Here is a 21,897-nt window from a genome sequence, read left to right as displayed (position 1 = left end):
AACCGCCGACATTCTGCTTGTAAGGCAGACGCTCTACCAACTGAGCTAAACGCCCCTCGAAACACCTTGCCAGCCCTTAGAGGCTGCCAAGGCCGCTAATTATAGCGCGTCTTTCAGTGCCTTGCCAGCACGGAACTTCGGCGAACGTGCTGCCGGGATCTTGATGGTTTCGCCGGTTTTCGGGTTGCGGCCGCTGCGTTCTGCGCGCTCGCCAACGTAGAAAGTGCCGAAGCCCACCAGCGTCACGGTGTCGCCCTTTTTCAGAGCGTCGGTTACAGCAGCCACCATGCCATCCAGCGCCTTGGCGGCGGCAGCCTTGGAGATATCGGCCTCAGCGGCAATAGCATCAATCAGTTCAGACTTGTTCACGTAAGTCCCCTTTCGTCGTTCTCGGTCTACGTAATTCGGATAAAAACCGCTTGCTTTATAGCAAGGGCGAAATCCTTGTGTCAAGCGGCTTTGACGGGCATTTTGCCATTTCGCAAACCCGCTGGAAAGCCGCTTGAACACAAGTTATTCAACGTTCGGCTAAGGCCATGATTCTTAATGCTTCATCACGGACACGCCTTGCGCTGCCTCCTGCGTCGCTCGCAACTCCTCCGCCGGCTTTTCTTCTTCCGACAAAGGCTCCGGCTGTCGCTCCAACGCCAAGGCCAAGACTTCGTCTATCCACTTAACGGCATGGATTTCGATTTTATGCTTGATATTGGCGGGAATTTCAACCAAATCTTTTTCATTGCCCTTGGGGATCAACACATGCTTGATCCCGCCGCGATGCGCGGCCAGCAGCTTTTCCTTCAGGCCGCCGATGGGCAGCACTTCGCCGCGCAGCGTGATCTCGCCGGTCATCGCCACATCGGCGCGCACCGGAATGCCGGTCAGGACGGACACCAGGGCCGTGGTCATCGCGATGCCGGCACTGGGGCCGTCTTTCGGCGTCGCCCCTTCCGGCACGTGGATGTGCATATCGCTCTTCTCGTAGAAGTCCGGCTTGATGCCCAGCGAACGCGCGCGGCTGCGCACCACGCTCATCGCCGCGGTGATGGATTCCTGCATCACCTCGCCCAGCTGGCCGGTGCGGATGATATTGCCCTTGCCCGGCAGCGACACCGCCTCGATGGTCAGCAATTCGCCGCCCACCTCGGTCCAAGCCAGGCCGGTGACCTGGCCGATGCGGTTCTCGTCCTCGGCGATGCCGTAATCGAAACGGCGCACGCCCAGGTATTTGTCCAGGTTGCGGCCGCTGACCGTCACCTTGGCCGCCTTGCCGGCCTTCAGCGAGGCGCTGGTCACCACCTTGCGGCAGATCTTGGCGATTTCGCGGTCCAGGCTGCGCACGCCGGCTTCACGGGTGTAGTAGCGCACGATGTCGCGCAGCGCCGACTCCTGCACCGCCAGCTCGCCCTCCTGCACGCCGTTGGCCTTCATCTGCTTGGGCAACAGGTATTTGGTGGCGATATTGACCTTCTCGTCCTCGGTGTAGCCGGCGAGGCGAATGATCTCCATCCGGTCCAGCAGCGCCGGCGGAATGTTCAACGAGTTCGCGGTAGCGACGAACATCACATCGGACAGGTCGAATTCGACTTCAGCGTAGTGGTCGATGAAGGAGTGGTTCTGTTCCGGATCCAGCACCTCCAGCAAGGCCGACGACGGATCGCCGCGGAAGTCCGCGCCCATCTTGTCCACTTCGTCCAGCAGGAACAAGGGGTTCTTCACCGCCGCCTTGCTCATGTTCTGCAGCACCTTGCCCGGCATCGAGCCGATATAGGTGCGGCGATGGCCGCGGATCTCGGACTCGTCGCGCACCCCGCCCAGCGCCATGCGCACGAACTTGCGGTTGGTGGCGCGCGCCAGCGACTGGCCCAGCGAGGTCTTGCCCACGCCCGGCGGTCCCACCAGGCACAGAATGGGCGCCTTGAGCTTGTCGACGCGCTGTTGCACCGCCAGGTACTCCAGAATGCGTTCCTTGACCTTTTCCAGGCCGAAGTGATCCTCGTCCAGCACTTCCTCGGCCTTGGCCACGTCCTTGCTGATCTTGGTCTTCTTCTTCCACGGCAGCTCAAGCAGGGTGTCGATGTAGTTGCGCACCACGGTGGCTTCCGCCGACATCGGCGACATCATGCGCAGCTTCTTGAGCTCGGACATCGCCTTTTCGCGGCCTTCCTTGCTCATGCCGGCGGCCTTGATCTTGTTTTCCAGCTCGTCGAGGTCGCTGACCTCGTCCATCTCGCCGAGCTCTTTCTGGATCGCCTTGACCTGCTCGTTCAGGTAGTACTCGCGCTGGCTCTTTTCCATCTGCCGCTTGACGCGGCCGCGGATGCGCTTTTCCACCTGCAGGATGTCGATCTCGCCTTCCAGCTGCGACATCAGATGCTCGAGGCGCTGCTGCACATCGAACATCTCCAGCACTTCCTGCTTCTGCTCCAGCTTCAGCGGCAAGTGGGCGATGATGGTGTCGGCCATGCGGCCGGCGCGGTCGATGCCGGCCAGCGAGTTCAACACCTCGGGCGGGATTTTCTTGTTCAGCTTGACGTACTGCTCGAACTGGGCGAGCAGCGCGCGGCGCATCGCCTCGGTCTCGGTCGATTCCTCGGCCTCCGGGCTCAGTGGCTTGAAGGCGCCGACGAAGCATTCGTCCTCTTCGCCCACCGATTCGATCATCGCGCGCTGGCGGCCTTCGACCAGCACCTTGACGGTGCCGTCCGGCAGCTTGAGCATCTGCAATACCGAGGCGATGGTGCCGACCTGATACAGGTCGTCGGCGGACGGCTCGTCCTTGGAGGCCGAGCGCTGGGCCACCAAGAGGATTTGCTTGCCCTCGTCCATCGCCAGCTCCAGCGCGCGGATGGATTTGGCGCGGCCGACGAACAGCGGGATCACCATATGGGGGAAGACCACCACGTCGCGCAGCGGCAGCAATGGCAGCGTGGCTTCTTCTTTGAGTTCTGCGGGTTGCGGCATATCACCTAACCTTGCTTATGAAACAATGCTTGGGAGATGGGGGGGCGGACGACAAAATTCAACACCCCCATACTAAATCAGATTTCCGGCTCTACAAATAAAAAACCGCCCGGTTTGGGCGGTCTCCGGAAGCGCGGCGGTCTATCAGGCCGACTGCGCCTTATCGTCCTTGTCGCGATAGATGAACAGCGGCTTGTCGCCCTTGTCGATAACCTTTTCATCCACCACCACTTTTTCCACGTCGGCCATGGACGGCAGCTCGTACATGGTGTCGAGCAGCGCCCGTTCCAGAATGGAACGCAGGCCGCGCGCGCCGGTCTTGCGGTTCAGCGCCTGCTTGGCGATCACGCGCAAGGCGGACGGACGCACTTCCAGCTCCACCGACTCCATCGAGAACAGCTTCTGGTACTGCTTGATCAGCGCGTTCTTCGGCTGGGTCAGGATGGTGACCAGCGCTTCCTCGTCCAGCTCCTCCAGCGTCGCGGCCACCGGCAGGCGGCCGATCAGTTCCGGAATCAGACCGAAACGGATCAGATCCTGCGGCTCCACTTCCTGGAACAGCATGGACAGGCTCTTGCCGTCGTCCTTGGAGCTGATGTCGGCGCCGAAGCCTATGCCGCCCTTTTCCGAGCGCTGGCGAATGATCTTCTCCAGCCCGTCGAAAGCGCCGCCGCAAATGAACAGGATATTGGTGGTGTCCACCTGGATGAATTCCTGGTTCGGATGCTTGCGGCCGCCCTGCGGCGGAATCGAGGCCACGGTGCCCTCGATCAGCTTCAACAGCGCCTGCTGCACGCCCTCGCCCGATACGTCGCGGGTGATGGACGGGTTTTCAGACTTGCGCGAGATCTTGTCGATCTCGTCGATGTAGACAATGCCGCGCTGGGCCTTGTCCACGTCGTAATCGCACTTCTGCAGCAGCTTCTGGATGATGTGCTCGACATCCTCGCCCACATAACCCGCTTCGGTCAGCGTGGTGGCGTCGGCGATGACGAAGGGCACGTCCAGCAAACGCGCCAGCGACTGGGCGAGCAGGGTCTTGCCGGAGCCGGTCGGGCCGATCAGCAGGATGTTGCTCTTGGCCAGCTCGACCTCGTTCTTGCTGGCCGGGCTGTTCAGACGCTTGTAGTGGTTGTACACCGCCACCGACAGGGTCTTCTTGGCGAAGTCCTGGCCAATGATGTACTGGTCCAGGTCCGCACGGATTTCCTGCGGCGTCGGCAGCGGACGGTCTTCGGAGACGGACGCGGCATCGCCGACGCCCTTCTCCAGCTCCTCGCGAATGATGTCGTTGCACAGCTCGACGCATTCGTTGCAGATGAAGACCTGCGGCCCTGCGATCAGGCGCTGGACTTCATGCTGGCTCTTGCCGCAGAAAGAGCAGTAGAGAAGCTTTTCATTGCTGTTCTTGTCAGCCATTGGCGGATTCCATCGCTCCTTAAGCTGTCACGTCCTTGTGGGACGTCAGCACTTTGTCGATCAAGCCGTAAGCCTGTGCCTCGTCGGCGGACATGAAGTTGTCGCGCTCGGTGTCGGCCACCACGCGCTCCAGCTGCTGGCCGCTATGCTTGGCCAGCAGTTCGTTCATCTTGGCCTTGACCTTGACCAGTTCACGCGCATGGATTTCGATATCGGTGACCTGGCCGGACAGGCCGCCGCCGTACAGCAGCGGCTGGTGAATCATCACCCGGCTGTTGGCCAGCGCGAAACGCTTGCCCGCGGCGCCGGCGGCGAGCAGGAAAGCGCCCATGCTGGCGGCCTGGCCGATGCACAGGGTGGAGACATCCGGCTTGATGAAGTTCATCGTGTCGTAAATGGACATGCCCGCGGTAATCGACCCACCCGGCGAGTTGATGTAGAAGTGAATGTCCTTGTCCGGGTTTTCCGACTCAAGGAACAACATCTGCGCCACAACCAGGTTGGCCGACTCATCCGTGACAGGGCCCACCAGGAACACGATGCGTTCCTTCAGCAGACGCGAGTAGATGTCATACGCGCGCTCGCCGCGGCCGCTTTGTTCCACCACCATGGGCACCAGGCCCAGACCTTGAGGTTCCATCATCGATTTCATCGGCCACTCCAGCTGTTATCAGGCGTTGTTGCCCATCAGGGCATCGAAGGACAATTCTTTCTCTACAACATTGGCCTTGGACAGCACAAATTCAACCACATTGTCTTCCAGGACCATGGAGGTCGGGCCTTCCAGGCGATCCGGGCTGGCGTAGTACCAGGTCAGCACTTCAGCCGGATCTTCGTAGCTGTCGGCGAACTCGGTGATCATGGCCTTGATTTGGTCCTGCTTGGCTTCCAGCTTGTTGGATTCCACTACTTCGGACAGGATCAGACCCAGGGCCACGCGGCGCTCGGCTTGCTGAGCGAACAGTTCCGGCGGGAACGGCATGTCCTTGACGTTCATGCCGCGCTGTTGCATGTCGCGACGGGCCTGCTCGACCAGACGGCCGATTTCCAGGCTGACCAGGGCTTTCGGCAGTTCGATCTCGGTGGCGTCCAGCAGCGCCTGCATCACGTTTTCCTTGGTGCGGGCCTGCAGGCGGCGCTTCACTTCGCGCTCGACGTTCTTGCGGATTTCGGCGCGCATTTTTTCCACGTCGCCGTCGGTGATGCCCAGTTGCTTGGCGAACTCATCGTTCACTTCCGGCAGCACGGCTTCAGCCACGTTCTTCAGCAGGATCTCGAACACGGCGGTTTTGCCGGCCACGTCCTTGCCATGGTAGTCCTCGGGGAAGCTCACTTCCACGCTCTTGATCTCGCCTTCCTTCATGCCGGTGACGCCGGCTTCGAACTCGGCCAGCATCTGGCCCTGGCCCAGCACGAAGGGGAAGTTCTCGGAAGAGCCGCCTTCGAAGGCCACGCCGTCGATGGCGCCCTTGAAGTCGATGATCACGCGGTCGCCGGCGGCGGCTTCGCGCTCAACGCGGTTGTAGCGAGTGCGCTGCTTGCGCAGGATGTCGATGGTTTTCTCGATCTCGGCGTCGCTCACCGGGGTCAGCGGCTTCTCGATTTCCTTGCCGGCCAGTTCGCCTACCTTCACTTCCGGGTAAACCTCGAAAGTAGCGGCGAACTTGAAGCTTTCCTTGTCGTCGCCGGCGGCTACCGGCTCAAAGCGCGGGTAGCCGGCAACGCGCAGCTTCTGCTCGCTCACGGCGGAGTAGAAACCCTGTTGAACCTGTTCACCCATCACTTCTTCACGCACCTGGGCGCCGTAGTTCATTTCCACGATCTTCAACGGAGCCTTGCCCGGGCGGAAACCTTGGATCTTGGCGTTGCGGGCTACGCGCTTCAGGCGCTCGGCCACTTGCGCGTCGATGGCTGCCAGCGGCAGGGCGATGTTCATGCGGCGCTCAAGATTGCTCAATGTTTCCAGCTGTACTTGCATGTTAAATCCTTAGTGTGTGACAGGTTTAGTCATCTGGGACGGTACGACGCCACGGATAGGCGGACTCGGCGGGCATTGCCGCATCTCCATTACCGCACCTCCAAGTGGCGCTGCGCGGAGTTACACCGCGCACCCAACGCGAAAGCGGACAGTATAGCACGCGGCCCGCGCTGGCAAGTAGCCGCCCGGCCAGCCCGGCGTCGCGGCCAGCGCAGGACGGCGGGCTCGCCGCGGGCGCCGCCGGCGCCGCGCGCAAGCCAAGTTTTTGAATCGACGGATGAATGCGCGCGTGATTTTGAACAGAGACAGGTCAGGCTGATAGGCCGGCGGCGACACGCCGATAAAAGATTTCAATCAGCAATGTTGAATATTCCAATCAAGCGAACGCTTAACCTTGCCCCGCCGCTCTTGTATATTGTCAGCCGAAACGCCCGCGCCCGGCGCGCGCGCTGTCCGAAAGAGTCCGCTCTTGGATTCCGGCGGACAGGCACCATACTTCAGAACTGAACGACTCAACCACGGCTCCAATCAGGCCGTCCGGTTCGACGCAATCGGTTTCATTACCCGCTTTTCACACAGGAAAACATCATGACCACGACTCGCCACAGTCCCCTGCTGATTCTGGGTTCCGGCCCCGCCGGCTACACCGCCGCCGTTTACGCCGCGCGCGCCAACCTGAAGCCGGTGCTGGTGACCGGCCTGGCGCAAGGCGGCCAGCTGATGACCACCACCGACGTGGACAACTGGCCCGCGGACGCGGCCGGCGTGATGGGCCCGGAACTGATGCAGCGCTTTCAGCAGCACGCCGAGCGCTTCGGCACCGAGATCCTGTTCGACCACATCCACACCACCCATCTGCACGAGAAGCCGATCCGCCTGGTCGGCGACGCCGGCGAATACACTTGCGACGCGCTGATCATCGCCACCGGCGCCTCGGCCAAATACCTGGGCCTGGCCTCCGAAGAGGCGTTCAAGGGCAAGGGCGTGTCCGCCTGCGCCACCTGCGACGGCTTCTTCTATCGCAACCAGGACGTGGCGGTGATCGGCGGCGGCAACACCGCGGTCGAGGAAGCACTGTACCTGGCCAATATCGCCAAGCACGTGACCCTGATCCATCGCCGCGACACCTTCCGCGCCGAGAAGATCCTGATCGACAAGCTGATGGACCGCGTCAAGGAGGGCAAGATCAGCCTGAAGCTGAACGCTACCCTGGACGAAGTGCTGGGCGATGATTCCGGCGTCACCGGCCTGCGCCTGAAGTCCATGCAGGACGGCAGCACCGAAGAGATCAAGGTGCTGGGCCTGTTCGTCGCCATCGGCCACCAGCCCAACACCGAGATCTTCAAGGGCCAGCTGGAAATGGATGGCACCGGCTACCTGATCACCAAGAGCGGCCGCGAAGGCAACGCCACCGCCACCAGCGTGGCGGGCGTGTTCGCCGCCGGCGACGTGCAGGACCACATCTACCGCCAGGCGGTGACCAGCGCCGCTTCCGGCTGCCAGGCCGCCCTGGACGCGGAACGTTATCTGGACAGCCTGAAGTAAACACTTGAAAGCGTTCAAAAAAGCGCTGCAAGGCCTGCGCCAGCAGGTGCGCGATTCCCGCGCGCCGGCTGGCGTTTCCGTTTCCGCCGCCCCGCCGGCCGAGCCGGAACCGGACTTCCGCCAGCTATTCCGCGACGTCAAGCCGCTGAAACCGGATGGCCACCATACCAGTCCGCGCGCCAAGCCCAGCCCGCACCCGCGCCGCCGCCACGCCCACGAGACGACGTCGGAGGCGGTGCAGCAGGCCTTGTTGCAGCAGATGGTGGGCTGGTTTGAACCGGCCGAGATCGACACTCATTTCGCCCGTCCAGGCATGCCCTCCGCCACGCTGAAGAAACTGCGCGCCGGTTTCTGGCCGGTCAGCCGCCAGCTCGACCTGCACGGCTGCGACCGCTACCAGGCCCAGGATGCGCTGGCGCTGTTCCTGCACCAGGCGCGGCGCCACGGCCCTTGCGTGCGAGTGATACACGGCAAGGGCTTCGGCTCCAACGGCCAGCCGGTGCTCAAGCGCATGGTGCGCGCCTGGCTCAAGCACCACCCCGATGTGCTGGCCTTTTGCGAGGCCGGCGAAACCATGGGCGGCGCCGGCGCCTTGCTGGTGCTGCTGCGCCGCGAACACGCGCCGTGAAAATTTCGTTACCCATTCCCATTGTCTAACCGGGCGGTAATCCGCTAATCTCAAGACAAGGCGGACGCACCACCCAGTTCCACCACAGGAGTTATTGCATGTCCGGCACTGCTTGCCCCGACTTCACCCTGCCCGGCACCGCCGGCGTCTCGTTTCAGCTGTCCTCCAGCCCCAAGCCGCTGGTGATCTACTTCTACCCCAAAGACAACACGCCCGGCTGCACCAATGAAAGCATGGACTTCCGCGATCTCCATGCCGAATTCGCCGCGGCCGGCGCCGTCGTCGTCGGCATTTCCCGCGACGGCCTGAAGTCCCACGAAAACTTCAAGGCCAAGCTGGAGCTGCCGTTTGAACTGCTGTCCGACCAAGAGGAGACCGTCTGCAATCTGTTCGGCGTCATCAAGATGAAGAATATGTATGGCAAACAAGTCCGAGGCATTGAACGCAGCACCTTCGTGATTGACCGGAACGGCGACATCGCGCGCGAGTGGCGCGGCGTCAAAGTGCCCGGCCACGCCGGGGCGGTGCTGGACTTCGTCAAGACGCTCTAAAAAACCGCGTCGGGGCCGGCCGGCTTCCGGGCCGCCCCGCGATAAAACCAGGGGATCATCATGGCCAGCCGCAAAAAAGTCAGCGCCAGCAAGCTGTTTGTTCTCGATACCAACGTATTGCTGCACGACCCCACCTGCTTGTATCGCTTCGAAGAACACGATGTGTTCATCCCCATCATCACGCTGGAAGAACTGGACACCCACAAGAAGGGCATGTCCGAAGTGGCGCGCAACGCCCGTCAGGCCAGCCGCTTCCTGGACGAGATCGTCAGCGGAGCCGAAGCGGAGATCGAATCCGGCATACCGCTGAAAAGCGCCAGCCGCGACGCCGCCACCGGCAAGCTGATCCTGCAGACTCAGGCGATACACAGCGTGCTGCCGCCGTCGCTGCCGGTGGGCAAGGCCGACAACCAGATCCTCGGCATCGTGATGGCATTGAAGGAGCTGCAGCACGGCCGCTCGGTGATCCTGGTGTCCAAGGACATCAATATGCGCATCAAGGCCCGCGCATTGGGCCTGGACGCGGAAGACTACTTCAACGACAAGGTGCTGGAAGACACCGACCTGCTCTACACCGGCACCCGCGAGATCGACGAGAGCTTCTGGGAACGCAACGGCAAGGACATGAAGTCCTGGCAGGAACAGGGGCGCAGTTACTACCAGGTCAAGGGCCCGGACGGCCAGAACCTCTACGTCAACCAGATGCTATGGCAGGAAGGCGCCCAGCCGCTGCAGGCGCGCGTGACCCAGGTGGAGGGCAAGAGCGCGGTGCTGCAGACGCTGAAGGATTACAGCCATCACAAGAACAATGTCTGGGGCATCACCGCGCGCAACCGCGAACAGAATTTCGCCCTCAATCTGCTGATGGACCCGGAAGTGGACTTCATCACCCTGCTGGGCCAGGCCGGCACCGGCAAGACCCTGCTGACGCTGGCCGCCGGCCTGGCGATGACGCTGGAGCAGAAGCTTTACTCGGAAATCATCATGACCCGGGTCACCGTGCCGGTGGGCGAGGACATCGGCTTCCTGCCCGGCACCGAGGAAGAAAAGATGGCGCCGTGGATGGGCGCGCTGGAAGACAATCTGGATGTGCTCAACAAGAGCGACGACGACGGCGGCGACTGGGGCCGCGCCGCCACCCGCGATCTGATCCGCTCCCGCATCAAGGTCAAATCGCTGAACTTCATGCGCGGCCGCACCTTCCTGAATAAATACCTGATCATAGACGAGGCGCAGAACCTGACGCCCAAGCAGATGAAAACGCTGATCACCCGTGCCGGCCCCGGCACCAAGGTGGTCTGCCTGGGCAATATCTCGCAGATCGACACGCCCTACCTGACCGAGGGCAGCTCCGGCCTGACCTATGTGGTAGACCGTTTCAAAGGCTGGGAGCATTCCGGCCACATCACGCTGCAGCGCGGTGAGCGCTCGCGGCTGGCCGACCACGCGGCCGAAGTGCTGTGATGCATCCACGCCTGGAACTGCTGCATCAGGCTCCGGCGACAACGGCGGCGCGTCTCGCGCCGCCGTTGTTGTTCGTGCATGGCGCCTTTTGCGGCGCCTGGTGCTGGCGGGAGAATTTCATGCCCTGGTTCGCCCGACAAGGCTACGATTGCTGGGCGTTGAGCCTGGAAGGCCACGGCGGCAGCGAGGGTCGGGACTACCTGGCCGCGATCGGCGTCGACGATTATGTGCGCAATCTCGACACAACGCTCAAACAACTGCCGGCCGCGCCGGTGATGGTCGGCCATTCCATGGGCGGCTTTGTCGCGCAGCAATACCTGAGCCGCCACAAACTGCCCGGCGCCGCCTTGCTGGCCTCGGTGCCGCCCGGCGGGCTCGCCTCGTCCAGCCTGCGGCTGCTGACGCAGGCGCCGGCGCTATTCCTCAAGCTCAATATGTACCAGCACGGCCTGTACGACCCGGAGTTCGTCGAACTGAAAGACATGCTGCTGTCGCCGGATGCGCCGGAATCGGCGGTGGAACTGCTGATCAGCCGCTGCCAGCAGGAAAGCCAGCGCGCCTTGATGGACATGACCCTGGTCAATCCGCTGGCCAACCGGCCGCTGGCGAAGATGCCGGCGCTGGTGCTGGGCGCAGCCGAGGACAAGCTCGTAGGGCCGGAAGACGTGGTCGCCACCGCGCGGCGGCTGGATGTGGCGGCGGACATCCTGCCCCATCTCGGCCACATGATGATGCTGGACACGCGCTGGGAGAGCGCGGCGGAATGGCTGGCCAGCTGGCTGGAACGGCAGTTTCCGGAAGACTGGAATCAGGCGCTCAGCGCCTGAGAACCTGTTTACGCACTGCTGCGCGTCATGAGACGTGGCGCGGTGAGCACCGCTTCGAAATGCTCATGCGTCACGGGCACATTCCGCTTCCTCAGCTGTTTTCGCCTTGTCTCGCCCTAGCTCGCGAGATCGTGAGCAGGTTCTGAAACCCCACAATAAAAAAAGCGGCCTAGGCCGCTTTTTCAGTCACCCCGCCGTCTCAGGCGCGGGTATCGATATTCTGCCCCAGATGGGCCGGATTGCTGGCCTGGGCCTGCGCCATAGTGTCGGACGCGCCTTGCACCAAGCTCAAAGCCGACTGCGACTGCGCCGACATGGCTTTTTTCAATGCGTAGATCTGGATGCTGTTGGACACGCCCTGCCCACTGATCTGACTCAATCCATCCATGCTTCGCCTCCCTCTGAAACACGCACAATGCGCATGGCTACAGTCTAGACGCATCATCGCCGGCTGTCATCGCCGAATTTAATCTTTTGTATCCAATACACTACAGCCCTGGGCCACGATGCGACGCGGACGGCATAATGCCGGACGCCCCCCGCATTCACCGAGACCGCGTCCATGCGTTTGCACAGCCTTTCCCTCACTCATTTTTCCCTGATCCACCAAGCCTTCACCCAGGCTTTCGACGACTATCTGGTACCGATGCGAATGGACGAAGAACAACTGGCCGCCATGCTGCACCGTCGCGGCTGGCGGCCTGAACTCAGCGTCGGCGCCTGGCAAGGAGATGCTCTCGTCGGCCTGTGGCTGGCCGGCATCCATTGCGATGAGAGCGGCCCTGCCGGCTATTGCATCGCCACCGGCGTGCTGCCGGCCGCGCGCCGTCGGGGTCTGCTGCAGGCGATGGCCGCCGCGGTGAGCCGGCGCCTGGCCAGCCGCGGCATCCGCCGCCAACGGCTGGAAGTGATCGCCGACAACGCCGCGGCGCTGGCCGCCTATACCAGCCTCGGCTTTCAAGCGCATCGCCGGCTGGATTGTTACCGCATCGAACAAGCCATCGTCGCGCCGATCGGCGACTGGACGCTGCAACACGGCCAGCCGGAGGAATGGCCGTGTTGGGAGCTGGATTTCGAACCGGCAATACCCAATAGCCGCGACAGCCTGCAACGGGCGCGGCCGCCGCTGAGCTTGCTGACCGCGCGGCGGAATGGCGCCCTGATCGGCTATGCCCTGCACTCCAGCGCCGGCGACATCGCAGAACTGGCGGTGCGCCCCGACTGCCGACGCCGTGGCGTCGCCCGTTCGTTGCTGGCCGCGACGCAAGCGGCCATCGGCGCCGAGCGCCTCGGCTGCAACAATATCGACGCCGCCGATCAGGCGATGGCCGACTTGCTGCGCGGCTGCGGCGGCCAGCTGTGGCTGTCGCAATGGGAGATGCGCCGCGCTTGACCTCCGGCATGCCAATGCCGTAATATCGAACAAATGTTTGCTAAACGGACAAATGTTTGATGACTGAGCGGGAACAACAAATCCTCTCTCTGCTGCGCCTGGATCCGCTGATCCCGCAGCAGGAGCTGGCGGATCAACTAGGCATCAGCCGCTCGGCGGTGGCCGGCCACATCATGAATCTGGTGCAAAAGGGGCATATCCGCGGCAAAGGCTACATCCTGGCCGAGCAGCGTTATATCGCCGCCGTCGGCGGCGCCAATATGGACATCGTCGGCAGCGCCGCCGCCGCGCTGCGCCACGGCGACTCCAATCCCGGTCAAGTGCGCTGCTCGCCCGGCGGCGTGGCGCGCAACGTCGCGGAAAACCTGGCGCGGCTGGGCGCCGACTGCCGGCTGGTCTCGGTGGTGGGCGACGACATCCACGGCCGTTCGCTGCTGGAGGCCACCCAGCGCGCCGGCGTCGACGTGCGCGGCTGCCTGACGCTGCCGGACGCGGCCACCTCCACCTATCTGTCCATCCAGCAGGCCGATGGCGACATGGCGCTGGCCATCAACGACATGGATATCCTCAAGCGGCTGACGCCGGAACGGCTGCAAGCGCAGCGCGAGCTGGTGCGCCACGCCGGCGCGGTGGTGGCCGACACCAATCTATGCGCCGACGCGCTGGCCTGGCTGATCGCCGAAAGCGGCGACAAGCCGCTGTTCATCGATCCGGTCTCCGCGTTCAAGGCCGAGCGCATTCGCCCCTGGCTGTCGCGCATCCACACCTTGAAGCCCAACCGCCTGGAAGCCGCCGCCTTGTCCGGCCTGCCGCTGGAACGGCCGGAACACGCGCCGGACGCCGCGCGCTGGTTCCATGGCCAGGGCGTGCGCCGCGTGGTGCTGAGCATGGCCGGCGCCGGCATCTATTACAGCGGCGAAGCCGGCGACGGCTGGCTGGACGCGCCGGACTGCGCCATCGTCAACACCACCGGTTCCGGCGACGCGCTGATGGCCGGCCTGGCCTGGGGCTGGCTCAATGAACTGCCGCTGGCGGACAGCGTGCGCTTCGCCCGCGGCTGCGCCGCGCTGACGCTTTCCTCCGCCGCCACCAACAATCCCTCACTGTCGCGCGCGGCGGTGGAAGCCTATCTGAACGCCTGATCTCGTCATCAACAAGGAGCACGCAATGCACAACGCCCATCTCGACATCCATCCCGAAGTCGCCGCCGCCCTGGCCGCCAACCGCCCGGTGGTGGCGCTGGAGTCCACCATCATCTCCCACGGCATGCCCTATCCGCAGAACGTGGAAACCGCGCTGCAAGTGGAAGCGGAAATCCGCGCCCACGGCGCGGTGCCGGCCACCATCGCCATCATCGACGGCCGCTTGAAAGCCGGCCTGAGCGCGGACGAGATCGAATACCTGGGCAAGGGCGGTCGCGACATCGCCAAGGTCAGCCGCCGCGACCTGCCCTTCATCGTCGCCGGCAAGCGCAGCGGTGCCACCACCGTGGCCACCACCATGATCATCGCCGCGATGGCCGGCATCCGCGTGTTCGCCACCGGCGGCATCGGCGGCGTGCACCGCGGCGCAGAGCGCAGCTTCGACGTGTCCGCCGATCTGCAGGAACTGGCGCAAACCCCGGTGGCCGTGGTCTGCGCCGGCGCCAAGTCCATCCTGGACCTGGGCCTGACGCTGGAATACCTGGAAACCCATGGCGTGCCGGTCATCGGCCATCGCTGCGACCACCTGCCGGCCTTCTTCACCCGCGACAGCGCCTTCAAGCTGGACCACCGTCTGGACGAAGCCGCCGACATCGCCGCCACGATGCAGGCCAAGTGGCAGCTGCAGCTGCGCGGCGGCGTGGTGGTGGCCAACCCGATTCCGGAGCAATACGCGATGCCGCGCGACAAGATCGACGCCGCCATCGAACAAGCTCTGGGCGAAGCTGAGGCGCAAGGCGTGGCCGGCAAGGAATCCACCCCCTTCCTGCTGGCCCGCGTCTGCGAACTGACCGGCGGCAACAGCCTGGCCGCCAACATCCAGCTGGTGCTGAACAACGCCCGCCTAGCCTCGGCGATCGCCGCGCGCTACTGCGAGCTGAGCGCCGGCTAAGCGCCTCGCGAGCAAGAACGACACATTGAACCGGCTTTTAACGCCGGCTTGACGGCGGTGCGGATTGGGGCTGTAATCCTCTGCCCCAACCCACCACCGCCGCAATGAGCCACCCCCTTAGCGATACCCCGCTGGAAAACTGGCGCCAACGCCTGATCCAGTTGCTGCTGCAACAGCCGGGCGACGACGACGGCGCCCACGACCTCAACCACTTCCACCGCGTCTGGGCCTGCGCCCGCCAGTTGCTGGACGCCCACCCCGAAGCCGACGCGCTGACCGTGCTGGCCGCCTGCTATCTGCATGACCTGGTCAACCTGCCCAAGAACCACCCGGAGCGCCATCTAGCCTCGCGCCAGGCCGCCACGCGCGCCCGCGCGCTGCTGGCCGCCGACGACTTTCCGCAGCACAAGCTCGACGGCGTCGCCCACGCCATCGAAGCGCACAGCTTCAGCGCCGCTATCGCGCCGCAAAGCCTGGAGGCGCGCATCGTGCAGGACGCCGATCGCATGGACGCGCTGGGCGCCATCGGACTGGCGCGGCTGTTCTACACCGCTGGCCGCATGGATTCCGCGCTGGCCCACCCGCTGGACCCTGAGGGCGCAGACCGCGAGCTGGACGACCGCCGCTGGGCGCTGGACCATATCGAGGTAAAACTGGCTAAATTGCCAGGCATGATGCAGACCGAGGCCGGCAGGAAAATGGCGGAGCAGCGGCTGCAAGCGCTGTTCGAATTCCGCCGGCAATTCTGCCAGGAATGGCTGACCGGCTAAGCTCAGACTCGCCACAGAACTCGCTAAGCCACTGATAGTCAAACAAAAATAGTTCTAGTTTGGAAACTATCAATACGATGACAAAACCATCGGCATGGCGCAAAATATCCGCACCCCACCCCCGAGTTCAAGCATGATTCTGAAGCTGCAACGCAATACCCAAGGCCGCGACTGGGTGGTAGGCGATATCCACGGCTGCTTCCGTCAACTGTCGCGGCTGTTGAAAATGGCCGCCTTCAATCCCACATGCGACCGGCTGTTCTCGGTCGGCGACATGGTGGACCGCGGCGCCGACAGCGCCGCGGTGCTGGAGTGGCTGGCGCAACCGTGGTTCCACGCGGTGCGCGGCAATCACGAGCAATTGGCGATCGATTCGCTGCTGGGCGACAAGCAGGCCGAGATCCGCCACGTCAACAATGGCGGCTCCTGGCTACTGGCCCTGCCCACGGCGCAGCGACTAGCCTGCCTCGCAGCCTTTCAGCGCCTGCCCTACGCGATAGAGATCGCCGACGGCGCTGGCGGCAGGATAGGCGTGGTGCACGCCGATTGCCCGGACAATGACTGGGACGCCCTGGTCGCGGGTCTGGAAAACGGCACCCTGCCGGACGCCAGCCGCAACACCGCGCTGTGGTCGCGCGAACGCGCGCGCAATGGCCGCGGCGGCGTGGTCAGCGGCGTCGAGCTGCTGCTGGTTGGCCACACTCCGCAGACCAGCGCCACCCGTTTCGACAATGTGCTGAACCTGGATACCGGCGCGGTCTATGGCGGCAAGCTGACCTTGTTTTGCCTGAATGATTTCGTCGAATTATCGCTGCCCAGCGAAGAGCATGGGCTGATGGAGTTCCAGCTGCATTGAACGGGCCGCTGGCGCGCCGCGGCCGGGATGGCTAGAATGCGGCGCTCTGTCTTTTCCTCCAGGAGCCCCAGATGGCCAGCAAGAAAGCCGCGAGCAAGCCCCAGGCGCAGCAACGCCAGCAGCAGGACAAGCGCTGGAGTTCAGCGGAACAGGCCTGCCGCGAAATCATGGCGCTGCTGGATACGCTGAACCCCAGCCTGGACGCGCAACAGACCGCGTCGCAGTACGCGCAGATGGCGGCCGTGTACTACAAGAAAATCCGCAATGGCCGGGTGCTGTCGCCCGGCGACTTCAATCTGGCCGCCGATGTCGCCGCCAGCGCCCGCCGCGCTCTGCAAGCACTGTCACCAACGCTGGACGTCTCCTCCCTGCCCCAGGCCGCGGACTGCCAGCGCATGCTGACGCTGGCCGATAGCGTGCTGGCGGCGATGAGCGAACTCAAGGCCGCTGGAAAACCAAGGCCTTAGAGCCTGTTCAGAGTCTCGCGAGCAAGAGCGAGACAAGGCGAGAAGCGCTGAGAAAGCAGAATGTACTCGTGGTACATGAGCATTTCGAAGCGGTACTCACCGTGCCACATGTCTCGACGCGCAGCGGATCGTAAATAGGTTTTCAGGCGTCGTCGGTCGCCGGCTGCTCCGTCTGCTGCAAGCGCCACATTTCGGCATAGCGCCCGCCACGCTCCAGCAACTCGCGGTGGCTGCCCTGCTCCAGCACGCGCCCGGCCTCCATCACCAGGATCTGGTCGGCGTCAACGATGGTGGACAGCCGATGGGCGATGATCAGCGTGGTGCGGTTGGCGGAGATTTCCGCCAGCTCGCGCTGGATCGCCTTCTCGGTGCGCGAGTCCAGCGCGCTGGTGGCCTCGTCGAAGATCAGGATGGGCGGATTCTTCAGAATGGTGCGCGCAATCGCCACCCGCTGCTTTTCGCCGCCGGACAGCTTGAGTCCGCGCTCGCCCACCATGGTGTCGTAACCATCCGGCAGGCCGCTGACGAAACCGTGGATGTGCGCGGACTTGGCCGCTTCCATCACTTGCTCGCGGCTGGCGCCGGGCCGGCCATAGGCAATGTTGTAATACACCGTGTCGTTGAACAGCACCGTGTCCTGCGGCACGATGCCGATATGAGCGCGCAAGCTGTCCTGGCTCAGTTCGCGGATATCTCGGCCATTGACTAGGATGCGGCCCTGGCTGACGTCGTAGTAGCGGAACAGCAGCCGCGACAGCGTGGATTTGCCGGCGCCGCTGGCGCCCACCACCGCCAATGTCTTGCCGGCCGGAATCTCGAAGCTGACCTCGCTCAGAATCCGGCGCTTGCTCTCGTAAGCGAAGCCCACCTGTTCAAAGCGTACCGAGGCCGCCGGCGCGGCCAGCGTGGCCGCCCCTTCCACGTCCGCCACTTCTTCATTCGCTCCCAGCAACGAGAACATGCGCTCGATATCGGCCAGCGAATGCTTGATCTCGCGGTAGACGAAGCCGAGGAAGTTCAAGGGCGCGTACAGTTGGGTGATGAAGGTGGCCACCAGCACCACATCGCCCACCGTCATTCGCGCGGCCACCACTTCGCGCGCCGCCAGCACCATGATCAGGGTGACGCCGCTGGCGATGATCAGGCCCTGACCCGCGTTGAGCATGGACAGCGATACCTGGTTCTTGATCGCCGACGCCTCCCAGGCCGCCAGATTCTTGTCGTAGCGCGCCGCCTCGTAGCCTTCATTATTGAAGTATTTGACCGTCTCGTAATTGAGCAGCGCGTCTATCGCCTTGGCGTTGGCCTTGGAGTCCAGGTCGTTCATGCTGCGGCGGTAGACGGTGCGCCACTCGGTCACCACCAGGGTGAAGGCGATGTAGACGGCGATGGTGGCGAAAGTCACCAGCGCGAACGGCCAGGCGTAGCGGTGCAGCAGGATGGCGGTGACCATGCCGATTTCCAGCAGCGTGGGCAGGATGTTGAACACAGTGAAGTTCAGCAGAAAGCCTATGCCCTTGGTGCCACGCTCGATGTCGCGGCTCATGCCACCGGTCTGGCGTTCCAGATGAAAACGCAATGACAGCCGCAGCAGGTGCTGGAACACCCCGCGCGCGACGCTGCGCACCGCGCCCTGTATCACCCGCGCGAACACCGCGTCGCGCAGTTCGCCCAGCACGCTGGACAGCAGGCGGGCACAGCCATAGCCGGCCAGCGCCAGTACCGGCAGCGCCAGCAAGGTGGCCGGCACCGAGAGTTGATCGACGATGTCTTTCAGGTACAAGGGCACGCTGACCGCGGCCACCTTGGCCAGAATCATGCAAGACAGCGCCAGCAGCACGCGGCCCTTGAACACCCACAGATAAGGCAGCAGCGTCTTCAGCGTCGCTGCGTCGTTGCGGTTGCCCGGGGCCGGGCCGGAATGGGTAAAACGCATATTTGGGATTGCCTGTGACGACAAGCTGTTCCAAAGTGAGAGTTGAGCGGTCTTGCGAACATCATCAACGCTCGCTAGGGAGAGCGGATATGTGGATATTATTGCTGGAAGCGGCGATTGCCGGCGGTTTGGCCACCTTCATCGTGTGGTGGACCTGGCCAAGGGAAAAATAGCACCGCCGGCGGGAGCGCTTTAGTGCAGCACGCGCGGCGCCACCAGATTCATCTCGGGGATCTCCGCCTCGAAACGCTTGCCGTCGTCGGCCAGGAACTGGTAGCTGCCCTTCATTGAACCGTAGGGGGTTTTCAGGTGGGTGGCGCTGGAATAGTCGAAGGACTGGCCCGGCTCGATGCGCGGCTGCTCGCCCACCACGCCCATGCCGCGCACTTCCTGCACCTGCTCGTTGGCGTCCGCGATGATCCAGTGGCGGCTGATCAGCTGCGCCGGTTCGCTGCCGGTATTGGTGATGCGGACGCGATAGCCGAACACATAGATGTCGTTGGCCATATTGGATTGCTCTTCGATGTAATGCGGCTCGGCCTGGACTTCGACGCGGTAGGTTTTTTCCGCCATGTTCTGCGCTCCTTTTGTTGTTTGTGCTTTATTTTATCCCGACGTCCCGCATTTGGCGCGGTAGAATGTGGCCATCCCGTGTTCATCCTTGCCCAAAGCAACGCCCTATGCGCACTTTCCGTATCGCCCCCAGCATTCTTTCCGCCGATTTTTCCTGTCTTGGCCAAGAGGTTCGCGACGTGATCGCCGCCGGCGCCGACATCATCCATTTCGATGTGATGGACAACCACTATGTGCCCAACCTGACCATAGGGCCTATGGTGTGCGAGGCCATCCGTCCGCACAGCAACGCGCCCATCGACGTGCACCTGATGGTGAAGCCGGTGGACAGCCTGGCCGCCGCCTTCGCCAAGGCCGGCGCCGACATCATCACCTTCCACCCGGAAGCCTCCGAGCACATAGACCGCACGCTGGGCCTGATCAAGGACGCCGGCTGCAAGGCCGGCCTGGTGTTCAACCCGGCCACCTCGCTGTCCTATCTGGATCATGTGATGGACAAGATAGACATGGTGCTGATCATGTCGGTGAACCCGGGCTTCGGCGGCCAGAAGTTCATTCCGCACGCGCTGAACAAGGTGCGCGAGGCGCGCCGCCGCATCGATGAATACACCGCCAAACACGGCGGAGAAATCTGGCTGGAAGTGGACGGCGGCATCAAGACCGACAATATCCGCGCGGTGGCCGAGGCCGGCGCCGACACCTTCGTCGCCGGGTCCGCCATCTACGGCCAGGCCGATTACAAGACCGTGATCGACGCGATGCGCGCCGAGCTGGCCCAACTCCGCTGAAACCGGCCCTCAAACCAGGAGCACAGACTATGCATGCCTTCATCGTGACCGGCGCCTCGCGCGGCCTTGGCCTGGCGCTGACCGAAGCCCTGCTCGCCGACGGCTACCGCGTCGCCGGCCTGGCGCGCGGCGCCGTGGACGCGCTGGCGCCGCTGACGCGCCGCTACCCCGAGCGCCTGATCGCCCTCGACGTCGACCTCGCCGACGCCGCCGCGGTGGCGCCCGCCATCGCCGCAGCGGTGGAACAACTGAAGCCGGCCGATTGCGCCAGCCTCAATCTGATCAACAACGCCGGCGTGGTCACGCCCATCGCCCAGGCTGGCCATTACCCGGCCGAAGACGTGGTGCGCGCGCTGGCGATCAATCTGGCCGCGCCCATGCTGGCCACCGACGCGCTGCTGCGCGCCAGCGCCGGCCTCAAGGCCCGCCGCCGCATCCTGAACATATCCTCCGGCGCCGCGGCCAAGCCCTATCCGGGCTGGAGCGTGTACTGCACCACCAAGGCCGGGCTGGACCACTTCAGCCGCAGCGTGGCCGTGGAACAGGCCGGCCAGGCCAACGCCGCGCAAATCGTCGCGCTCTATCCCGGCGTGGTGGACACCGAGATGCAGGCCAGCATCCGCGGCAGCGACACCGAGCAGTTTCCGCAGAAAGCCCGCTTCGACGCGCTGAAGGCGGACGGAGAACTGAGCACCCCGGCCGCCGCCGCGCGCCGCATCGTCGACCATCTGCTGTCGCCGGCCTTTGGCTTGCAAGCCGTGGTGGACATCCGCAACCTGGGCTGACGCCTGTTTACAATCCGCCGCGCGCAAACGCGCGCGACAAGCACAAGCGGCGGCCAAGGCCGCCGCGCTGAAACGCATATGAATCTGAAACACATCAAAGCCGTCGCCTTCGATCTGGACGGCACCCTGGTCAACTCCATTCCCGATCTCGCCGCCGCCGCCAACGCCATGCGCGAACACCTGGACCTGCCGCCGCTGCCGGCGCTGCGCATCCAGGAGCACGTCGGCGACGGCATCGCCAGCCTGGTGCACCGCGCGCTGACCAATGAGCGCGACGGCCAGGCTGATCCGGCGCTGTGGGAACGCGGCTACGTCTTCTTCATCCAGTACTACCGCGAGCACCTGAGCGACAACACCAGCATCTATCCGGGCGTGACCGACGGCCTGGGCCTGTTGCGCGCGCTGCAGCTGCCGCTGGCGGTGATCACCAATAAATCCGAGCGGCTGGCGCTGCCGCTGCTGGAACAGCTGGGCCTGCGCGACCACTTCAGCCTGATCATCGGCGGCGACACCCTGGCGGAAAAGAAACCGTCGGCGCTGCCCTTGCAGCACGTTTGCCAGGTCTTGGGCATCGCCCCGGAGCAAATGGCGATGGTGGGCGACTCCGCCAACGACGTGCTGGCCGCGCGCAATGCCGGCTGCGCCGCCGTGGCCGTCAGCTACGGCTATGCCGACGCCGCCGCGCTGGGCGCGGATCTGGTGGTGGCCAATATTGCCGAACTTTACGATTTGATGAAGAATAGCTGATCAGCTGATAATTTCTTTTACGGATGACAACTTCATGATGATGCAAGGATACCGGCTTGGATGCCGATGGCGTCGCTCAATGCCTGTTTGACAAGCTGCATTCGACCTCACCACG

Annotated in this window: 22 protein-coding genes; 14 read left to right on the top strand and 8 right to left on the bottom strand. The window is 63.7% G+C overall.

Annotated features, from left to right (window positions below; all coding sequences use genetic code 11):
* Positions 1 to 99: 99 nt before the first annotated feature.
* The 5 genes from ACE3QM_RS10580 to tig form a co-directional block, all read right to left on the bottom strand.
* Positions 100 to 369 (bottom strand): HU family DNA-binding protein, encoded by a 270-nt coding sequence (locus ACE3QM_RS10580; protein ID WP_043572292.1) that lies wholly within the window; start codon positions 367 to 369, stop codon positions 100 to 102.
* Positions 370 to 543: 174 nt separating this feature from the next.
* Positions 544 to 2,961, bottom strand: coding sequence for an endopeptidase La (lon, locus tag ACE3QM_RS10575; protein WP_374421651.1), 2,418 nt, complete (start codon positions 2,959 to 2,961; stop codon positions 544 to 546).
* 144 nt (positions 2,962 to 3,105) lie between these two features.
* Positions 3,106 to 4,380, bottom strand: coding sequence for an ATP-dependent Clp protease ATP-binding subunit ClpX (gene clpX / locus ACE3QM_RS10570; protein ID WP_048411025.1), 1,275 nt, complete (start codon positions 4,378 to 4,380; stop codon positions 3,106 to 3,108).
* A 19-nt stretch (positions 4,381 to 4,399) separates the two neighbouring features.
* Positions 4,400 to 5,032: an ATP-dependent Clp endopeptidase proteolytic subunit ClpP gene (gene clpP / locus ACE3QM_RS10565; protein ID WP_269325881.1), complete on the bottom strand. Its 633-nt coding sequence runs from the start codon at positions 5,030 to 5,032 to the stop codon at positions 4,400 to 4,402.
* A gap of 18 nt (positions 5,033 to 5,050) precedes the next feature.
* Positions 5,051 to 6,358, bottom strand: a complete 1,308-nt coding sequence (gene tig / locus ACE3QM_RS10560) for a trigger factor (protein WP_374421650.1) — start codon at positions 6,356 to 6,358, stop codon at positions 5,051 to 5,053.
* Between the two features lie 588 nt (positions 6,359 to 6,946).
* Here tig and trxB point away from each other — a divergent pair.
* The 5 genes from trxB to ACE3QM_RS10535 all read left to right on the top strand — a co-directional run bounded on the left by trxB (position 6,947) and on the right by ACE3QM_RS10535 (position 11,373).
* Entirely contained in the window at positions 6,947 to 7,903 is a 957-nt protein-coding gene (gene trxB, locus ACE3QM_RS10555; protein ID WP_048411028.1) for a thioredoxin-disulfide reductase, read from the top strand.
* 4 nt (positions 7,904 to 7,907) lie between these two features.
* Positions 7,908 to 8,531 carry a Smr/MutS family protein gene (locus ACE3QM_RS10550; RefSeq protein ID WP_374421649.1) on the top strand — a complete coding sequence of 208 codons (624 nt, stop codon included), beginning with the start codon at positions 7,908 to 7,910 and terminating at the stop codon, positions 8,529 to 8,531.
* Between the two features lie 98 nt (positions 8,532 to 8,629).
* Positions 8,630 to 9,082 (top strand): peroxiredoxin, encoded by a 453-nt coding sequence (locus tag ACE3QM_RS10545; RefSeq protein WP_374421648.1) that lies wholly within the window; start codon positions 8,630 to 8,632, stop codon positions 9,080 to 9,082.
* 60 nt (positions 9,083 to 9,142) lie between these two features.
* Positions 9,143 to 10,546, top strand: a complete 1,404-nt coding sequence (locus ACE3QM_RS10540) for a PhoH family protein (protein ID WP_048411031.1) — start codon at positions 9,143 to 9,145, stop codon at positions 10,544 to 10,546.
* Entirely contained in the window at positions 10,546 to 11,373 is an 828-nt protein-coding gene (locus ACE3QM_RS10535; RefSeq protein ID WP_374421647.1) for an alpha/beta hydrolase, read from the top strand. The genes ACE3QM_RS10540 and ACE3QM_RS10535 overlap by 1 nt, the downstream gene beginning before the upstream one ends.
* Positions 11,374 to 11,572: 199 nt before the next feature.
* Here ACE3QM_RS10535 and ACE3QM_RS10530 read toward each other — a convergent pair whose 3' ends face one another.
* Positions 11,573 to 11,761 (bottom strand): putative motility protein, encoded by a 189-nt coding sequence (locus ACE3QM_RS10530; RefSeq protein ID WP_166450753.1) that lies wholly within the window; start codon positions 11,759 to 11,761, stop codon positions 11,573 to 11,575.
* A 174-nt stretch (positions 11,762 to 11,935) separates the two neighbouring features.
* Between ACE3QM_RS10530 and ACE3QM_RS10525 the strand changes: the two genes are divergently transcribed.
* The 6 genes from ACE3QM_RS10525 to ACE3QM_RS10500 all read left to right on the top strand — a co-directional run bounded on the left by ACE3QM_RS10525 (position 11,936) and on the right by ACE3QM_RS10500 (position 16,953).
* Entirely contained in the window at positions 11,936 to 12,766 is an 831-nt protein-coding gene (locus ACE3QM_RS10525; protein ID WP_374421646.1) for a GNAT family N-acetyltransferase, read from the top strand.
* A gap of 59 nt (positions 12,767 to 12,825) precedes the next feature.
* Positions 12,826 to 13,908 carry a PfkB family carbohydrate kinase gene (locus tag ACE3QM_RS10520; protein WP_048411035.1) on the top strand — a complete coding sequence of 361 codons (1,083 nt, stop codon included), beginning with the start codon at positions 12,826 to 12,828 and terminating at the stop codon, positions 13,906 to 13,908.
* Between the two features lie 25 nt (positions 13,909 to 13,933).
* Positions 13,934 to 14,860 (top strand): pseudouridine-5'-phosphate glycosidase, encoded by a 927-nt coding sequence (locus ACE3QM_RS10515; RefSeq protein ID WP_374421645.1) that lies wholly within the window; start codon positions 13,934 to 13,936, stop codon positions 14,858 to 14,860.
* Positions 14,861 to 14,964: 104 nt separating this feature from the next.
* Positions 14,965 to 15,630 (top strand): HD domain-containing protein, encoded by a 666-nt coding sequence (locus ACE3QM_RS10510; protein WP_374421644.1) that lies wholly within the window; start codon positions 14,965 to 14,967, stop codon positions 15,628 to 15,630.
* A 133-nt stretch (positions 15,631 to 15,763) separates the two neighbouring features.
* Positions 15,764 to 16,486, top strand: a complete 723-nt coding sequence (locus ACE3QM_RS10505; RefSeq protein WP_374421642.1) for a metallophosphoesterase — start codon at positions 15,764 to 15,766, stop codon at positions 16,484 to 16,486.
* Positions 16,487 to 16,557: 71 nt separating this feature from the next.
* Positions 16,558 to 16,953 carry a hypothetical protein gene (locus tag ACE3QM_RS10500; protein WP_374421641.1) on the top strand — a complete coding sequence of 132 codons (396 nt, stop codon included), beginning with the start codon at positions 16,558 to 16,560 and terminating at the stop codon, positions 16,951 to 16,953.
* A 142-nt stretch (positions 16,954 to 17,095) separates the two neighbouring features.
* Here the strand turns inward: ACE3QM_RS10500 and ACE3QM_RS10495 are convergent, their stop codons facing one another.
* Positions 17,096 to 18,889: an ABC transporter ATP-binding protein/permease gene (locus ACE3QM_RS10495; protein ID WP_374421639.1), complete on the bottom strand. Its 1,794-nt coding sequence runs from the start codon at positions 18,887 to 18,889 to the stop codon at positions 17,096 to 17,098.
* Between the two features lie 192 nt (positions 18,890 to 19,081).
* On the bottom strand, positions 19,082 to 19,462 hold the full coding sequence (apaG, locus tag ACE3QM_RS10490; RefSeq protein WP_048411041.1) for a Co2+/Mg2+ efflux protein ApaG: 381 nt from the start codon (positions 19,460 to 19,462) through the stop codon (positions 19,082 to 19,084).
* Positions 19,463 to 19,569: 107 nt separating this feature from the next.
* On the opposite strand from apaG, the gene rpe reads away from it, so the two are divergent.
* The 3 genes from rpe to ACE3QM_RS10475 all read left to right on the top strand — a co-directional run bounded on the left by rpe (position 19,570) and on the right by ACE3QM_RS10475 (position 21,782).
* Positions 19,570 to 20,250: a ribulose-phosphate 3-epimerase gene (gene rpe, locus ACE3QM_RS10485; RefSeq protein WP_374421638.1), complete on the top strand. Its 681-nt coding sequence runs from the start codon at positions 19,570 to 19,572 to the stop codon at positions 20,248 to 20,250.
* A gap of 29 nt (positions 20,251 to 20,279) precedes the next feature.
* Positions 20,280 to 21,035, top strand: a complete 756-nt coding sequence (locus ACE3QM_RS10480; RefSeq protein WP_231460784.1) for an SDR family oxidoreductase — start codon at positions 20,280 to 20,282, stop codon at positions 21,033 to 21,035.
* A 78-nt stretch (positions 21,036 to 21,113) separates the two neighbouring features.
* Positions 21,114 to 21,782, top strand: a complete 669-nt coding sequence (locus tag ACE3QM_RS10475; RefSeq protein WP_374421637.1) for a phosphoglycolate phosphatase — start codon at positions 21,114 to 21,116, stop codon at positions 21,780 to 21,782.
* Positions 21,783 to 21,897: the final 115 nt, after the last annotated feature.

This window comes from Chromobacterium sp. (assembly GCF_041912965.1).
GTDB classification, from domain to species: Bacteria; Pseudomonadota; Gammaproteobacteria; order Burkholderiales; family Chromobacteriaceae; genus Chromobacterium; species Chromobacterium aquaticum.
The sequence above is the reverse complement of the archived record's forward strand: the minus strand, read 5'-3'. Positions and strand labels throughout refer to the sequence as shown.

Bases quoted from the DNA above. Each gene is read 5' to 3' on its own strand.
- lon (WP_374421651.1), bottom strand. From the start codon at position 2,961: ATGCCGCAACCCGCAGAACTCAAAGAAGAAGCCACGCTGCCATTGCTG.
- clpX (WP_048411025.1), bottom strand. From the start codon at position 4,380: ATGGCTGACAAGAACAGCAATGAAAAGCTTCTCTACTGCTCTTTCTGC.
- clpP (WP_269325881.1), bottom strand. From the start codon at position 5,032: ATGAAATCGATGATGGAACCTCAAGGTCTGGGCCTGGTGCCCATGGTG.
- tig (WP_374421650.1), bottom strand. From the start codon at position 6,358: ATGCAAGTACAGCTGGAAACATTGAGCAATCTTGAGCGCCGCATGAAC.
- trxB (WP_048411028.1), top strand. From the start codon at position 6,947: ATGACCACGACTCGCCACAGTCCCCTGCTGATTCTGGGTTCCGGCCCC.
- ACE3QM_RS10545 (WP_374421648.1), top strand. From the start codon at position 8,630: ATGTCCGGCACTGCTTGCCCCGACTTCACCCTGCCCGGCACCGCCGGC.
- ACE3QM_RS10540 (WP_048411031.1), top strand. From the start codon at position 9,143: ATGGCCAGCCGCAAAAAAGTCAGCGCCAGCAAGCTGTTTGTTCTCGAT.
- ACE3QM_RS10535 (WP_374421647.1), top strand. From the start codon at position 10,546: ATGCATCCACGCCTGGAACTGCTGCATCAGGCTCCGGCGACAACGGCG.
- ACE3QM_RS10530 (WP_166450753.1), bottom strand. From the start codon at position 11,761: ATGGATGGATTGAGTCAGATCAGTGGGCAGGGCGTGTCCAACAGCATC.
- ACE3QM_RS10525 (WP_374421646.1), top strand. From the start codon at position 11,936: ATGCGTTTGCACAGCCTTTCCCTCACTCATTTTTCCCTGATCCACCAA.
- ACE3QM_RS10520 (WP_048411035.1), top strand. From the start codon at position 12,826: ATGACTGAGCGGGAACAACAAATCCTCTCTCTGCTGCGCCTGGATCCG.
- ACE3QM_RS10515 (WP_374421645.1), top strand. From the start codon at position 13,934: ATGCACAACGCCCATCTCGACATCCATCCCGAAGTCGCCGCCGCCCTG.
- ACE3QM_RS10510 (WP_374421644.1), top strand. From the start codon at position 14,965: ATGAGCCACCCCCTTAGCGATACCCCGCTGGAAAACTGGCGCCAACGC.
- ACE3QM_RS10505 (WP_374421642.1), top strand. From the start codon at position 15,764: ATGATTCTGAAGCTGCAACGCAATACCCAAGGCCGCGACTGGGTGGTA.
- ACE3QM_RS10500 (WP_374421641.1), top strand. From the start codon at position 16,558: ATGGCCAGCAAGAAAGCCGCGAGCAAGCCCCAGGCGCAGCAACGCCAG.
- ACE3QM_RS10495 (WP_374421639.1), bottom strand. From the start codon at position 18,889: ATGCGTTTTACCCATTCCGGCCCGGCCCCGGGCAACCGCAACGACGCA.
- apaG (WP_048411041.1), bottom strand. From the start codon at position 19,462: ATGGCGGAAAAAACCTACCGCGTCGAAGTCCAGGCCGAGCCGCATTAC.
- rpe (WP_374421638.1), top strand. From the start codon at position 19,570: ATGCGCACTTTCCGTATCGCCCCCAGCATTCTTTCCGCCGATTTTTCC.
- ACE3QM_RS10480 (WP_231460784.1), top strand. From the start codon at position 20,280: ATGCATGCCTTCATCGTGACCGGCGCCTCGCGCGGCCTTGGCCTGGCG.
- ACE3QM_RS10475 (WP_374421637.1), top strand. From the start codon at position 21,114: ATGAATCTGAAACACATCAAAGCCGTCGCCTTCGATCTGGACGGCACC.